The sequence below is a fragment of the Kluyvera georgiana genome, assembly GCF_050990895.1.
Taxonomy (GTDB): Bacteria; Pseudomonadota; Gammaproteobacteria; order Enterobacterales; family Enterobacteriaceae; genus Kluyvera; species Kluyvera georgiana.
In genome coordinates this window covers 1204185-1218956 of the sequence record NZ_CP158865.1, presented here as the reverse complement: position 1 = coordinate 1218956, position 14772 = coordinate 1204185, and the positions used below count along the sequence as shown (strand labels likewise).

Genomic DNA, 14772 nt, shown 5'->3' with positions numbered 1-14772 from the left:
AAAACAACAAACATACCGCAGGAGCCATTATGGGGACGCAAGAGGCTATCAGCAGGATTATTCGTCTGGTAGGTGGACAGGAGAATATCAATAAAGTCTGGCACTGTATGACCCGGCTGCGCTTTGATTTAATTGATGATAATAAAGTGGCGCAGGAAGAAATTAAGCAACTGCCCGGCGTGTTGGGCGCACAGCTGCAAAGCGATCAGTTCCAGATTATTATCGGCCCGAAGGTGAACAGCTGGTATGAGCAGCTTCAGGATGCTCTCGGCAATGGCCAAACGGCCACCAGCGGGAAAAGCAAAGAGCGTAAAAGCCTGGTTTCGCTGTTTATGGATACCGTCTCCGGGGTATTCGGCCCGATAGTTCCTGCCATCGCCGGTGCCGGGATGATCAAAGGCCTGCTTGCAGGGCTGATTGCGCTAAAAGTGGTATCGCCAAAAAGCGAAACGGTGATGATCATCGATCTTATCGCCAGCGGCGTATTTTATTTCCTGCCGTTCTTCCTTGCCGTCTCGGCGGCGAAGATCTTTAAAACCAACGAATATCTGGCCGCCGCCGTCGCCGCCTGCTTGATGTACCCTACGCTGATTGACGCAGCGAAAGCGCTCGCCACGCATCAAGCCGATGCCGCCTCCGCGCTCTGGTTGTTTAACGCCATTCCGGTATCGGTATTCAACTACGCCTCCAGCGTGATCCCGGTGATCTTCTCCATCCTGGCGCTGAAGTACATTCACCAGGCGGTCGATAGGATCATGCCCGACGTGCTGAAAACCGTCTTTACTCCCACGCTAACGCTGTTCCTCGGCGCGCTGGCGGCATTGGTGGTGATTGGGCCGATCGGTATCTGGCTGGGTAAAATGCTGGCGTGGTTTATCGAAGGGCTATTTGGCGTTTCGGCGAGCTTCGCCGGGCTGGTGGTGGGCGCCATTCGTCCGGTCGCTATTCTGACCGGGATGCATCACGCGATGACGCCTATCGCGCTACAAAACTTCAGCGATCGCGGTTACGACATGCTGATGCCGATGATGTTTATGGCCAATATGGCGATTGCCGGAGCCACGTTTGCCATCTGGCGTCTGAACAAGGAAAACCGCACGGTGACGCTTTCCGCTGCGATCTCCGCGCTGCTGGGCATTACGGAACCGGCTCTGTTTGGCGTACTGACCCGCTACAAGAAAGCATTTATCGCCGCCACGATCGCAAGCTCACTGGCTTCAGCGTTTATCGCCTTCTTTGGCGTACGACTGTATGGCTATATTTTATCAAGTATTTTCAGCCTACCCGCGTACATCGGCCCTTACTTTATCTTCGCCATCTCTGGCGTGGCCATCGCGCTAGTGCTCTCCTTCACGCTCACCACTATCCTGGTCGGACGCGAGCAGTCGAGATAAAAAAATCCCCCGCAGGTACCCTGCGGGGGATTTGTCTGTTTGCACCGGGTTACCCCAACGCCTCCATTTCCCACCCCTGAGAAATTACAGGCTTTCGGTGAAGGTACGGGCGATAACGTCGCGCTGCTGTTCCGGAGTCAGAGAGTTGAAACGTACCGCATAACCGGAAACACGGATGGTCAGCTGCGGGTATTTTTCCGGATGCTCAACCGCGTCCAGCAGGGTTTCACGACGCAGTACGTTGACGTTCAGGTGCTGACCACCTTCTACGCGAACTTCTGGTTTCGCTTCAACCGGGATTTCACGGTATTCGATATCGCCCAGCGCGCTAACGGCAACCACGTCATCTTCTTTAAAACCGCCTTTTGCACACAGGCAGCGAGCTTCACCTTTCTCGCTGTCGAGCAGCCAGAATGAGTTGAGCAGGTCGTCGTTTGCAGCTTTAGTAATCTGGATACCAGTAATCATTTGATGCCTCCCTAGGCTCTTTATATTCGTTTTTAACCGGCCGCTTCCCGGCCAATTGGTAAAACCATTGTTGCTTGAGTGTATATATACCCCTCGAACACCCTTGATTCTTTGATTTAAATCAATAAAAACCACACCACAAAAGTGGTCATGCGGGAAAATACTTGTTTTGCATCAAGTTACGCACGCCAACACCACCAAAATTCTTTGTAAATATTCAACTTTTTTTATACTACAGGCTTCGCACGCCGCTATCCGATTTTGTGATGGAGAAAGAAGCAGTTAAGCTATAGCAAGAGAAATTCGCAGGAGAGCGAGATGACAACCCCTTTAACCTGGCACGACGTGCTGGCTGCCGAAAAAGAGCAGCCCTATTTTGTTAACACACTGGCGACCGTGGCCAGCGAACGCCAGTCGGGCGTGACCATTTATCCGCCGCAGAAAGATGTTTTCAACGCATTTCGCTATACAGAATTGAGCGATGTGAAAGTGGTGATTCTGGGCCAGGATCCGTACCACGGCCCCAATCAGGCACACGGACTGGCGTTTTCTGTCCAGCCGGGTATTGCCACGCCGCCGTCGCTGCTGAATATGTATAAAGAGCTGGAAGGCACCATTCCCGGCTTTACCCGTCCGAACCACGGTTATCTGGAGAGCTGGGCGCGCCAGGGTGTGCTGCTGCTCAACACCGTGCTCACCGTGCGTGCCGGACAGGCGCATTCTCACGCCAGCCTCGGCTGGGAAACCTTTACCGATAAGGTGATTGCGCTGATTAACGAACATCGTGAAGGCGTGGTCTTTTTACTGTGGGGATCGCACGCGCAGAAGAAAGGGGCGATTATTGACCCTCAGCGTCATCGCGTGCTGAAAGCGCCGCATCCGTCGCCGCTGTCGGCGCATCGCGGGTTCTTTGGCAGTAATCACTTTGTGCAGGCCAACCAGTGGCTCGAACAGCGCGGCGAGACGCCGATTGACTGGATGCCGGTGCTGCCGGAGCAAGTCTAACGAAAACGTGTATAAAAAAACCGGTAGAGTCGCCTCTACCGGTTTTTTTCATTCACGTTCTTACGCTTTATGCTGACGCCACCATTCCGCCAGCAGCACGCCCGTCGCCACGGAGACGTTCAGGCCTTCAACGGCACGCGTCCCGTCGATTGACACGCTCATGTCAGCAATAGCTGCAGCCGCTTCGGAAACGCCATCGCGGTCCTGGCCCAGCGCCAGCACCATTTTCTTAGGCAGTTCTGATTTGAACAGCGGCAGACCGCGGCCGTTGCTGCTGGTCGTGACGATGGTGTAGCCCGCATCGCGGAACTGCTCCAGCGCATCAATGAAGCTGTCGCCGGTGATCGGCTCAACATGCTCAGCGCCGCCTTCAGCGGTACGAATTGCGGCACCAGATTCCAGCAGCGCCGCATCCTGCAATACCACGCCTTTGACACCAAAGTGCGCGCAGCTGCGGATCATCGCGCCGAGGTTGTGCGGGTTACCCGCATCTTCCAGCGCCAGTACGCAATCATCTTCGCCGCTTTTCGCGACCCACTGCTGTACGGAAGTGCCGTTACGTTTTTTAATCAGGAAGCAAACGCCGCCGTGATGTTCAGTGCCGGACGCTTTCGCCAGCTCGGCTTCATCCACCACGTGGTAGGCTTTACGGTTCGCCGCCATCCAGCGCAGCGCTTCTTTAAAGCGCGGGGTGACGCTCTGCACGAACCAGGCGCGGACAATCGCGTCCGGACGGCTCTGGAACAGCGCCTGACAGGCGTTTTCACCGTAGACGCGGGTTTCTTCCGCACGCTGACGACGCAAAACTTCCGGATCGATAAAGCTTTTGCCGCTGATGCCGCCGTGATCGGGCTTAACGATGGTTTCGTCACCCGGCGCACGGGAAACCGTACGCCATGGTGAGCCTTCGCCACGTTCGCGATCGCGTTCAACATCCCGATCGCGACCGCGCTCACGGCCACGATCGCTGTTTTGACCCTTTCTCTCATCACGGGCAGGGCGACGACCGCCTTCGGCACGGGAAGTACCGGCACGGGATGCGCCTGGACGGCCTCCGCCTTTACCAGTACGTGGATTTTGGGTGCGTTTGTCCGAGTCATCGTCACTGCGGACGTACATCACTTTGACCTTGCCGTTTTTGTTTTTCAGTTCGTCGCTCATGTTTTTCTCCACCTGCGCTGCGCGAAGCGCGCAGATTACCTGATGTGCTAGCGCTTAGCTATGACTTCGTACAAAAGACCACGACTATTGTACCCATTGGATAAAACGCATTGTCGATTAATACGCTCTGAACGATAATGTGTAACATTATAGAAACATCCGGCAACATTGCCGTTCTGCAACACGATGACCCAGAGGTGAGTTATGAATACCGTTTGTGCCCACTGCCAGGCGCTTAATCGCATTCCTGAAGAACGCATTAACGAGGCGGCAAAATGTGGACGCTGTGGTGAAGACTTGTTTGATGGCGATGTTATTAACGCCACGGACAGCACGCTGGACAAACTGCTGAAGGACGATCTCCCGGTTGTGGTTGATTTCTGGGCGCCATGGTGCGGCCCATGCCGCAATTTTGCGCCGATATTTGAAGACGTCGCCGAAGAGCGCAGCAGCACGATGCGCTTCGTAAAAGTGAACACCGAAGCCGAACGAGAACTGAGCGCGCGTTTCCGTATTCGCAGTATCCCGACCATTATGATTTTCAAAAATGGCGAAGTGATTGATATGCTCAACGGCGCAGTCCCCAAAGCGCCGTTTGAAAGCTGGCTGAACGAGGCCCTGCAAGCCTGATACCCACGGGGCACATCTTGTGCCCCGTATCCGCCTCTGCGACAATAGCGTTTTTGCCGTTCGAATCCCATGATTGATAACGCCGTTCTTCGGTTGCGCGCCGAGCGTCTTGCCCGCGCGACTCGTCCTTTTCTTGCCCGCGGTAACCGGGTCCGTCGCTGCCAGCGCTGCCTGCTGGTGCAGCGCTATTGTCTCTGTGACACCATCACGCCGCAGCCGGCAAAAAGCAGCTTCTGCCTGGTGATGTTCGATACCGAGCCAATGAAACCCAGTAATACTGGCCGCCTGATCGCCGATATTTTGCCGCAGACTGAGGCTTTCCAGTGGTCGCGCACGGAGCCACCGCAGGCGCTGCTGGATTTGGTCCGCAACCCCGACTATCAGCCGATGGTCGTCTTCCCTTCATCCTACGCCGATGCGGATAGACAAGTATTAAGCGCCCCGCCCGCCGGTAAGCCGCCGCTCTTTATTATGTTAGACGGAACCTGGCCGGAAGCGCGCAAAATGTTTCGCAAAAGCCCGTGGCTGGACAACCTGCCGCTGATCTCCGTCGACCTTTCGCGCGTGTCAGCCTATAGCCTGCGCGAAGTGCACGCTGAAGGGCAGTATTGCACCGCTGAAGTGGCGATTGCGCTGCTCGATTTAGCGAATGACACCGATGCTGCGTCGGCACTCAGTGAACATTTCACCCGCTTTCGCAGTCGCTATCTGGCAGGAAAATCTCAGCATCAGGGCAGCGTCACAGCAGTCGAGGCGGAAAACGGTTAAACTCTTACCGTCATTGTCGCGTAAGGAAGACCGGTATGAGCCAACGTGGGCTGGAAGCACTGCTGAGACCCAAATCGATTGCGGTGATTGGCGCGTCAATGAAACCTCAGCGCGCCGGTTTTCTGATGATGCAAAACCTGCTGGCGGGTGGTTTCGCTGGCCCGGTTTTACCGGTGACGCCCGCCTGGAAAGCGGTGCTGGGCGTGCTGGCCTGGCCGACGGTAGAAAGCCTCCCCTTCTCGCCCGATCTCGCCGTGTTGTGCACCCATGCGCGCCGCAATCTTGAGCTGCTGGAGTCACTCGGCAAAAAAGGCTGCAAAACCTGTATTATTCTCTCCTCCCCTCCGGACCAGTTCAGCGAGCTAAAAGCCTGCGCCGCACGTTATCAGATGCGACTGCTGGGGCCGAATAGCCTCGGGTTGCTGGCGCCATGGCAGGGGCTGAACGCCAGCTTCTCGCCGGTCCCTATCCGCAAAGGCAAGCTGGCCTTTATCTCGCAGTCCGCCGCGGTCTCGAACACCATTCTGGACTGGGCGCAGCAGCGCGAAATGGGCTTCTCCTATTTTATCGCGCTCGGCGACAGCCTCGATATCGACGTCGACGACCTGCTCGACTATCTGGCGCGTGATAGTAAAACCAGCGCCATTCTGCTGTATCTCGAGCAACTCAGCGACGCGCGCCGTTTTGTCTCTGCTGCCCGCAGCGCATCGCGTAATAAACCCATTCTGGTGATTAAAAGCGGCCGTAGCCCGGCGGCACAGCGGCTACTGCACGTGAACTCGGGTATGGATCCAGCCTGGGATGCGGCTATCCAGCGCGCAGGTTTGCTCCGCGTACAGGACACGCACGAACTGTTTTCTGCCGTTGAAACGCTCAGCCATATGCGGCCGCTACGCGGCGAGCGACTGATGATCATCAGTAACGGCGCGGCGCCTGCGGCGCTCGCGTTAGATGAACACTGGGCGCGTAATGGCAAGCTGGCCACGCTGAGCGACGAGACGCGCCAGCAGCTTCAACAGCTACTGCCCGATACCGTTGAGGCCAACAACCCGCTGGATTTACGTGATGATGCCAGTATTGGCCATTATCTGGCGGCGGTGAATGTGTTGCTGAATAGCCCGGACCTCGATGCGCTGATGGTCATCCACTCACCCAGTGCCACCGCGCCAGGCAGCGAAAGCGCTGCGGCCTTGATTGACCTGATTAAGCAACATCCGCGTGCTAACTATATCAGCGTACTGACCAACTGGTGCGGCGAGTATTCGTCTATCGAGGCACGCCGGATGTTCAGCGATGCCGGGATCCCGACCTATCGCACACCGGAAGGCACCATCACGGCCTTTATGCATATGGTGGAGTACCGGCGTAACCAGAAGCAACTACGGGAAACCCCGGCGCTGCCGCACAGTCTGACCGCCAATACCGGCCAGGCGCATGAATTATTACAACAAGCGATTGATAACGGCATCAGCGCGCTGGACACCCACGAAGTGCGGCCGATTTTAGAGACTTACGGCCTGAATACGCTGCCCACCTGGATTGCCTCCGACAGCGCCGAGGCCGTGCATATTGCCGAGCAGATTGGTTATCCGGTTGCGCTTAAGCTCCGTTCTCCGGACATTCCACATAAATCTGAAGTTCAGGGCGTCATGCTCTACCTGCGCACCGCCAGCGAAGTGCAGCAGGCGGCGGACGCCATCCTGGACCGTGTAAAAATGGCCTGGCCGCAGGCGCGCATTCACGGGCTGCTGGTGCAAAGTATGGCAAACCGCGCCGGTGCTCAGGAGCTGCGCGTCGTCGTCGAGCACGATCCGGTTTTCGGCCCGCTGATTATGCTGGGCGAAGGAGGCGTGGAATGGCGTGCGGAGGATCAGGCTGCAGTCGCCCTACCGCCGCTGAATATGACGCTGGCGCGCTATCTGGTCATTCAGGCGATTAAAAGCAAGAAAATCCGCGGGCGTAGCGCGCTGCGACCGCTGGATGTGGCGGGGCTGAGCCAGCTGCTGGTACAGGTGTCGAACCTGATAGTTGATTGCCCTGAGATTCAGCGGCTGGATATTCACCCGCTGCTTGCCTCTGGCAACGAATTTACCGCTCTGGACGTGACGCTGGATATTGCGCCATTTAGCGGCTCAAGCGAAAGTCGGCTGGCGGTGCGGCCTTACCCGCAGCACCTTGAAGAGTGGGTGACCATGAAGAACGGCGAGCGCTGCCTGTTCCGACCGATCCTGCCGGAAGACGAGCCGCTGCTGCAGCAATTTATCGCTCAAGTCACGAAAGAAGATCTTTATTACCGCTATTTCAGCGAGATCAACGAATTTACCCACGACGATTTAGCCAATATGACGCAGATCGACTACGATCGAGAAATGGCTTTCGTCGCGGTCTATTCGCCAGGCGATCGCACTGAGATCCTGGGGGTGACTCGCGCCATTTCCGATCCCGACAATATTGACGCGGAGTTTGCCGTGTTAGTGCGCTCCGACCTGAAAGGGCTGGGGCTAGGCGGGCGTCTGCTGGACAAACTTATCAGCTATACCCGGGCCCATGGTTTGCAGCGCCTGAATGGCATTACCATGCCAAACAATCACGGGATGATTGCCCTCGCGAGGAAGCTCGGTTTTGACGTAGATATTCAGCTGGAAGATGGCATTGTCGGGCTGTCATTAAGGCTAAGTGATGAGTAAGCTGCTGGAAATGCTGCCCTTAACCGACAGAGATGGTATCATTGACCGCTTACGTCGTCTGCGTGGTACAGAGGACCCTTCACTAAACCAGAGAAGAAACGCACTGTGATGTTGTCAAAATTTAAGCGTAATAAACATCAACAACACCTTGCCCAACTACCCAAGCTTTCACAGTCTGTTGATGATATTGAGTTTTTTTATGCTCCAGCAGATTTTCGTGAAGCGTTGCTCGCAAAAATCGCCAGCGCCACGCGCCGAATCTGTATCGTCGCGTTGTACCTTGAGCAGGACGACGCCGGAAAGATGATTCTGCAAGCCCTGTACGATGCCAAACGTCAACGCCCGGAACTCGATGTTCGCGTGCTGGTTGACTGGCATCGCGCACAGCGTGGGCGCATTGGTGCTGCTGCATCCAATACCAACGCGGACTGGTACTGCCGCACCGCAAAAGAGAATCCCGGTGTCGAGGTTCCCGTTTATGGCGTGCCGGTGAATACCCGTGAAGCACTCGGCGTACTGCATTTTAAAGGCTTCATTATTGATGACTGCGTGCTGTATAGCGGCGCCAGCATCAACGATGTCTATCTGCATCAGCACGATAAATATCGTTATGATCGCTACCAATGTATCCGCAATCCGCAGATGGCCGATATCATGTTCAACTGGGTATCGGAGAATCTGGTCGAAGGCCGTGGCGTTAATCGCCTGGACAACACCGAGCGCCCGAAAAGCCCGGAAATCAAAAATGATATCCGCCAGTATCGCCAGGAACTGCGTGATACCAGCTACCATTTCACAGGCAATGCCGGTGATGATGAGCTGACGGTTACGCCGCTGGTTGGCCTGGGGAAAACCAGCCAACTGAATAAAGCTATTTTCCACCTGATGCCGTGCACCGAAGAAAAGCTCACTATCTGCACCCCTTACTTTAACCTGCCAGCATTGCTGGTCCGCAGCATTATTCGTCTGCTGCGCGAGGGGAAGAAAGTGGAGATTATCGTCGGTGACAAAACGGCGAATGACTTCTATATTCCGGAAAATGAGCCGTTTAAAATTATCGGCGCGCTGCCTTATCTCTACGAAATTAACCTGCGCCGCTTCCTGAGCCGCCTGCAATATTATATCAATACCGATCAACTGACGGTGCGCCTGTGGAAAGATGGCGATAATAGCTATCACCTTAAAGGGATGTGGGTCGACAACGAGTGGATTCTGCTGACCGGCAATAACCTCAACCCTCGTGCCTGGCGTCTGGACCTGGAAAACGCGGTGCTGATTCACGATCCGAAAAAACAGCTAGCGTCGATGCGCCAGAAAGAGCTGGACCTCATCCGTAAGCACACGACGGTGGTTAATCACTTCCGCGACCTGCAAAGCATCGCGGATTACCCGGTAAAAGTGCGCAAGCTGATTCGCCGTCTGCGTCGAATTCGTATCGACAGGCTGATTAGCCGTATCCTGTAAACTGAAGCCCCGCACGTCGGGGCTTTTTTATGACTGGAGTCTTTATGCTACGTCCCCTTCTGATTTGCACAATGCTGGCGCTCAGCGGTTGCAGCCATATGGCAAACGATAGCTGGAGCGGGCAGGATAAAGCTCAGCATTTTATTGCCTCGGCCATGCTTTCAGCCGCCGGTAATGAGTTTGCGCAGCACCAGGGCGTCAGCCGCGATCGCAGCGCGGCGATTGGCTTTCTGTTCTCCATTAGTCTGGGTGCGTCAAAAGAGCTTTGGGACAGCCGCCCGGCGGGGAGCGGCTGGAGCTGGAAAGACTTTGCATGGGACGTTGCCGGCGCCACCACCGGCTATGCGGTGTGGCAGCTCGCGCAACATTAACCTACAAGCGTAGACCTTTTCCTTTGCGATGCAGTTTAAGTGAAACCAGGAAAGCAATCGCCGCCATTACCGTCACATACCAGAAGAAGGCGGTTTCGATACCCGCCGACTTCATTGACAACGCCACGTATTCGGCTGAACCGCCAAACAAGGCGTTAGCCACCGCATAAGACAAGCCTACCCCCAACGCGCGCACCTGCGCCGGGAACATTTCAGCTTTCAGGATCCCGCTAATCGAGGTGTAGAAGCTGGTAATGAGCAGCGCGCACATGACTAACGCAAATGCCGCGTATGGTGACGTGACGTTCTGTAACGCAGAGAGAATTGGCACGGTGAACAGGGTAGCCAGCGCACCAAAGCAGAGCATCGAGGTACGACGTCCGACTTTATCAGACAGCAGGCCAAACAACGGCTGGACGAGCATATAGACGAACAGCGCAGCGGTCATAATGACGCTTGCCAGGTTTGCGCTCATCCCGGCAGTGTTCACGAGATATTTCTGCATGTAGGTCGTAAAGGTGTAGAAACTCAGTGACCCTGCAGCAGTGAAACCGAGCACCATGAAAAACGCTCTACGGTTACGCCACAGCCCTTTGAATGAACCGGCTTCTTTTAGCGTGCGCGTCTCTTTCTGCGAGGTTTCATCCAGCTGACGCCGTAGCCACAGGGCGACAATCGCCAGTACGGCCCCCAGGGCAAATGGAATTCGCCATCCCCAGGCGTGAAGATCTTCGCTGCTGAGCACATTTTGCAAGATAACCACGACCAGAACAGCCAGCAGTTGTCCGCCAATCAGCGTGACATACTGGAAGGAGGCATAGAAGCCCTTACGGCCTTCAACCGCCACCTCGCTCATGTAGGTGGCGCTGGTACCATACTCGCCGCCAACGGACAGCCCCTGGAACAAACGCGCCAGCAGCAGCAGTGCGGGAGCCCAAGTGCCAATCACGCTGTAGCCCGGTAAACAGGCAATAACTAACGAGCCGAAACACATCATACATACGGAAATGAGCATCGAGACCTTACGTCCGCGGCGGTCCGCGATGCGGCCAAATAGCCAACCACCGATTGGGCGCATCAGAAAACCTGCGGCAAATACGCCAGCAGTTTGTAGCAGTTGGGTCGTGGTATTTCCTGACGGAAAAAAAATGTGAGCAAAATAGAGGGAACAGAACGAGTAGACGTAGAAATCAAACCACTCAACAAGGTTCCCTGATGATGCCCCGACGATTGCCATCACGCGACGGCGAGTATCGCTGTTGGCCAGCGATTCTTCTGGGGTCACACTGGTTACGGCCATTTGTTAACTCCTGCCAAAAGCGCTCTCCTGCCTTACCGGGCGTACACGTCACGCAGGCAGATATTTTAGTAAATAAAATGTTATATAATTGTTATTATTAAATTAGTGATGAAAATCACATTTTCTGTTAGCAGGATCACGATTTAGGATTAGGTGCAGAAGGAACAGAGGGGAATAGGGAGGAAAAAAAGTGGAGTATGACGTAGGCCGGATAAGGCATTTATGCCGCCATCCGGCAATGTGCCCCGGGATGACCTGATGACGCTGCGCTTATCCGCCCTGCAGAGGGCATTAATCGCCCGGGATTTCACCCTGTTTTACTTTCGTACAGACGTAAAAAAGCCCATCCGTCAGGATGGGCTTCTTCACTTAATTGATGCCTGGCAGTTCCCTACTCTCGCATGGGGAGACCCCACACTACCATCGGCGCTACGGCGTTTCACTTCTGAGTTCGGCATGGGGTCAGGTGGGACCACCGCGCTACAGCCGCCAGGCAAATTCTGTTATCAACACGCATTAGCCTGTCGATGTAATCTGTAATCAAGCTGAATATCGTCTCTTCGCCAAAACATCTTCGGCGTTGTAAGGTTAAGCCTCACGGTTCATTAGTACTGGTTAGCTCAACGTATCGCTACGCTTACACACCCAGCCTATCAACGTCGTCGTCTTCAACGTTCCTTCAGGACCCTTAAAGGGTCAGGGAGAACTCATCTCGGGGCAAGTTTCGTGCTTAGATGCTTTCAGCACTTATCTTTTCCGCATTTAGCTACCGGGCAATGCCATTGGCATGACAACCCGAACACCAGTGATGCGTCCACTCCGGTCCTCTCGTACTAGGAGCAGCCCCCCTCAATTCTCCAGCGCCCACGGCAGATAGGGACCGAACTGTCTCACGACGTTCTAAACCCAGCTCGCGTACCACTTTAAATGGCGAACAGCCATACCCTTGGGACCTACTTCAGCCCCAGGATGTGATGAGCCGACATCGAGGTGCCAAACACCGCCGTCGATATGAACTCTTGGGCGGTATCAGCCTGTTATCCCCGGAGTACCTTTTATCCGTTGAGCGATGGCCCTTCCATTCAGAACCACCGGATCACTAAGACCTGCTTTCGCACCTGCTCGAGCCGTCACTCTCGCAGTCAAGCTAGCTTATGCCTTTGCACTAACCTCCTGATGTCCGACCAGGATTAGCTAACCTTCGTGCTCCTCCGTTACTCTTTAGGAGGAGACCGCCCCAGTCAAACTACCCACCAGACACTGTCCGCAACCCGGATTACGGGTCTACGTTAGAACACCAGCCATTAAAGGGTGGTATTTCAAGGTTGGCTCCACGCAGACTGGCGTCCACGCTTCAAAGCCTCCCACCTATCCTACACATCAAGGACCAGTGTTCAGTGTCAAGCTATAGTAAAGGTTCACGGGGTCTTTCCGTCTTGCCGCGGGTACACTGCATCTTCACAGCGAGTTCAATTTCACTGAGTCTCGGGTGGAGACAGCCTGGCCATCATTACGCCATTCGTGCAGGTCGGAACTTACCCGACAAGGAATTTCGCTACCTTAGGACCGTTATAGTTACGGCCGCCGTTTACCGGGGCTTCGATCAAGAGCTTCGCCTTACAGCTAACCCCATCAATTAACCTTCCGGCACCGGGCAGGCGTCACACCGTATACGTCCACTTTCGTGTTTGCACAGTGCTGTGTTTTTAATAAACAGTTGCAGCCAGCTGGTATCTTCGACTGATTTCAGCTCCATGGGTAAACCACTTCACCTACATATCAGCGTGCCTTCTCCCGAAGTTACGGCACCATTTTGCCTAGTTCCTTCACCCGAGTTCTCTCAAGCGCCTTGGTATTCTCTACCTGACCACCTGTGTCGGTTTGGGGTACGATTTGATGTTACCTGATGCTTAGAGGCTTTTCCTGGAAGCAGGGCATTTGTTACTTCAGCACCGTAGTGCCTCGTCATCACACCTCAGCGTTAGTAAGCGTCCGGATTTACCTAAACGCTCCGCCTACATGCTTAAACCGGGACAACCGTCGCCCGGCTAACATAGCCTTCTCCGTCCCCCCTTCGCAGTAACACCAAGTACAGGAATATTAACCTGTTTCCCATCGACTACGCCTTTCGGCCTCGCCTTAGGGGTCGACTCACCCTGCCCCGATTAACGTTGGACAGGAACCCTTGGTCTTCCGGCGTGCGGGTTTTTCACCCGCATTATCGTTACTTATGTCAGCATTCGCACTTCTGATACCTCCAGCATCCCTCACGAGACACCTTCGCAGGCTTACAGAACGCTCCCCTACCCAACAACACATAGTGTCGCTGCCGCAGCTTCGGTGCACAGTTTAGCCCCGTTACATCTTCCGCGCAGGCCGACTCGACCAGTGAGCTATTACGCTTTCTTTAAATGATGGCTGCTTCTAAGCCAACATCCTGGCTGTCTGAGCCTTCCCACATCGTTTCCCACTTAACTGTGACTTTGGGACCTTAGCTGGCGGTCTGGGTTGTTTCCCTCTTCACGACGGACGTTAGCACCCGCCGTGTGTCTCCCGTGATAACATTCTTCGGTATTCGCAGTTTGCATCGGGTTGGTAAGTCGGGATGACCCCCTAGCCGAAACAGTGCTCTACCCCCGAAGATGAGTTCACGAGGCGCTACCTAAATAGCTTTCGGGGAGAACCAGCTATCTCCCGGTTTGATTGGCCTTTCACCCCCAGCCACAAGTCATCCGCTAATTTTTCAACATTAGTCGGTTCGGTCCTCCAGTTAGTGTTACCCAACCTTCAACCTGCCCATGGCTAGATCACCGGGTTTCGGGTCTATACCCTGCAACTTAACGCCCAGTTAAGACTCGGTTTCCCTTCGGCTCCCCTATACGGTTAACCTTGCTACAGAATATAAGTCGCTGACCCATTATACAAAAGGTACGCAGTCACACCCCAAAGGGTGCTCCCACTGCTTGTACGTACACGGTTTCAGGTTCTTTTTCACTCCCCTCGCCGGGGTTCTTTTCGCCTTTCCCTCACGGTACTGGTTCACTATCGGTCAGTCAGGAGTATTTAGCCTTGGAGGATGGTCCCCCCATATTCAGACAGGATACCACGTGTCCCGCCCTACTCATCGAGTTCACAACCTGTGCATTTTGGTGTACGGGACTATCACCCTGTACCGTCGGACTTTCCAGACCGTTCCACTAACACACAAGCTGATTCAGACTCTGGGCTGCTCCCCGTTCGCTCGCCGCTACTGGGGGAATCTCGGTTGATTTCTTTTCCTCGGGGTACTTAGATGTTTCAGTTCCCCCGGTTCGCTTCGTTAACCTATGTATTCAGTTAACGATAGTGTGTCGAAACACACTGGGTTTCCCCATTCGGAAATCGCCGGTTATAACGGTTCATATCACCTTACCGACGCTTATCGCAGATTAGCACGTCCTTCATCGCCTCTGACTGCCAGGGCATCCACCGTGTACGCTTAGTCGCTTAACCTCACAACCCGAAGATGTTTCACTTCTGATTGC

General features: G+C 54.7%; 10 protein-coding genes and 2 rRNA genes. 7 read left to right on the top strand and 5 right to left on the bottom strand.

Annotation, left to right across the window (positions count from 1 at the left end):
- Nucleotides 1–29 precede the first annotated feature (29 nt).
- The gene (locus ABTW00_RS05845) at nt 30–1394 is read left to right on the top strand and encodes a PTS transporter subunit EIIC (protein ID WP_064543419.1); all 1365 of its coding nucleotides are present in this window, start codon (nt 30–32) and stop codon (nt 1392–1394) included.
- A gap of 84 nt (nt 1395–1478) precedes the next feature.
- On the opposite strand, the gene grcA is transcribed toward ABTW00_RS05845, so the two are convergent.
- Nucleotides 1479–1862, bottom strand: coding sequence for an autonomous glycyl radical cofactor GrcA (grcA, locus tag ABTW00_RS05840; protein ID WP_064543417.1), 384 nt, complete (start codon nt 1860–1862; stop codon nt 1479–1481).
- A 318-nt stretch (nt 1863–2180) separates the two neighbouring features.
- Between grcA and ung the strand changes: the two genes are divergently transcribed.
- The gene (gene ung, locus ABTW00_RS05835; RefSeq protein ID WP_433639500.1) at nt 2181–2867 is read left to right on the top strand and encodes a uracil-DNA glycosylase; all 687 of its coding nucleotides are present in this window, start codon (nt 2181–2183) and stop codon (nt 2865–2867) included.
- 60 nt (nt 2868–2927) lie between these two features.
- On the opposite strand, the gene ABTW00_RS05830 is transcribed toward ung, so the two are convergent.
- Nucleotides 2928–4028 carry a tRNA/rRNA methyltransferase gene (locus ABTW00_RS05830; RefSeq protein WP_433639498.1) on the bottom strand — a complete coding sequence of 367 codons (1101 nt, stop codon included), beginning with the start codon at nt 4026–4028 and terminating at the stop codon, nt 2928–2930.
- A 204-nt stretch (nt 4029–4232) separates the two neighbouring features.
- Here ABTW00_RS05830 and trxC point away from each other — a divergent pair, with 204 nt between their 5' ends.
- From trxC to ABTW00_RS05805, 5 genes are all read left to right on the top strand, one after another.
- Entirely contained in the window at nt 4233–4658 is a 426-nt protein-coding gene (trxC, locus tag ABTW00_RS05825; RefSeq protein ID WP_064543411.1) for a thioredoxin TrxC, read from the top strand.
- A gap of 69 nt (nt 4659–4727) precedes the next feature.
- Entirely contained in the window at nt 4728–5426 is a 699-nt protein-coding gene (locus ABTW00_RS05820) for a tRNA-uridine aminocarboxypropyltransferase (protein ID WP_271447601.1), read from the top strand.
- A 35-nt stretch (nt 5427–5461) separates the two neighbouring features.
- Nucleotides 5462–8113, top strand: coding sequence for a bifunctional acetate--CoA ligase family protein/GNAT family N-acetyltransferase (locus ABTW00_RS05815; protein ID WP_433639495.1), 2652 nt, complete (start codon nt 5462–5464; stop codon nt 8111–8113).
- Nucleotides 8114–8221: 108 nt separating this feature from the next.
- On the top strand, nt 8222–9577 hold the full coding sequence (gene pssA / locus ABTW00_RS05810; RefSeq protein ID WP_064543404.1) for a CDP-diacylglycerol--serine O-phosphatidyltransferase: 1356 nt from the start codon (nt 8222–8224) through the stop codon (nt 9575–9577).
- Between the two features lie 71 nt (nt 9578–9648).
- Nucleotides 9649–9948: a YfiM family lipoprotein gene (locus tag ABTW00_RS05805; RefSeq protein ID WP_433640940.1), complete on the top strand. Its 300-nt coding sequence runs from the start codon at nt 9649–9651 to the stop codon at nt 9946–9948.
- A gap of 1 nt (nt 9949) precedes the next feature.
- Here ABTW00_RS05805 and ABTW00_RS05800 read toward each other — a convergent pair whose 3' ends face one another.
- The 3 genes from ABTW00_RS05800 to ABTW00_RS05790 form a co-directional block, all read right to left on the bottom strand.
- Complete coding sequence (locus ABTW00_RS05800; protein WP_064543400.1) at nt 9950–11248, bottom strand: MFS transporter; 1299 nt, start codon at nt 11246–11248, stop codon at nt 9950–9952.
- A gap of 378 nt (nt 11249–11626) precedes the next feature.
- A 5S ribosomal RNA gene (gene rrf, locus ABTW00_RS05795) occupies nt 11627–11742 on the bottom strand.
- A gap of 90 nt (nt 11743–11832) precedes the next feature.
- A 23S ribosomal RNA gene (locus tag ABTW00_RS05790) occupies nt 11833–14740 on the bottom strand.
- Nucleotides 14741–14772 lie beyond the last annotated feature (32 nt).

Coding starts and splice junctions, on each gene's coding strand:
- ABTW00_RS05820 (WP_271447601.1), top strand. CDS start 4,728: ATGATTGATAACGCCGTTCTTCGGTTGCGCGCCGAGCGTCTTGCCCGC.
- ABTW00_RS05845 (WP_064543419.1), top strand. CDS start 30: ATGGGGACGCAAGAGGCTATCAGCAGGATTATTCGTCTGGTAGGTGGA.
- ABTW00_RS05815 (WP_433639495.1), top strand. CDS start 5,462: ATGAGCCAACGTGGGCTGGAAGCACTGCTGAGACCCAAATCGATTGCG.
- trxC (WP_064543411.1), top strand. CDS start 4,233: ATGAATACCGTTTGTGCCCACTGCCAGGCGCTTAATCGCATTCCTGAA.
- grcA (WP_064543417.1), bottom strand. CDS start 1,862: ATGATTACTGGTATCCAGATTACTAAAGCTGCAAACGACGACCTGCTC.
- ABTW00_RS05830 (WP_433639498.1), bottom strand. CDS start 4,028: ATGAGCGACGAACTGAAAAACAAAAACGGCAAGGTCAAAGTGATGTAC.
- ung (WP_433639500.1), top strand. CDS start 2,181: ATGACAACCCCTTTAACCTGGCACGACGTGCTGGCTGCCGAAAAAGAG.
- ABTW00_RS05805 (WP_433640940.1), top strand. CDS start 9,649: ATGCTGGCGCTCAGCGGTTGCAGCCATATGGCAAACGATAGCTGGAGC.
- ABTW00_RS05800 (WP_064543400.1), bottom strand. CDS start 11,248: ATGGCCGTAACCAGTGTGACCCCAGAAGAATCGCTGGCCAACAGCGAT.
- pssA (WP_064543404.1), top strand. CDS start 8,222: ATGTTGTCAAAATTTAAGCGTAATAAACATCAACAACACCTTGCCCAA.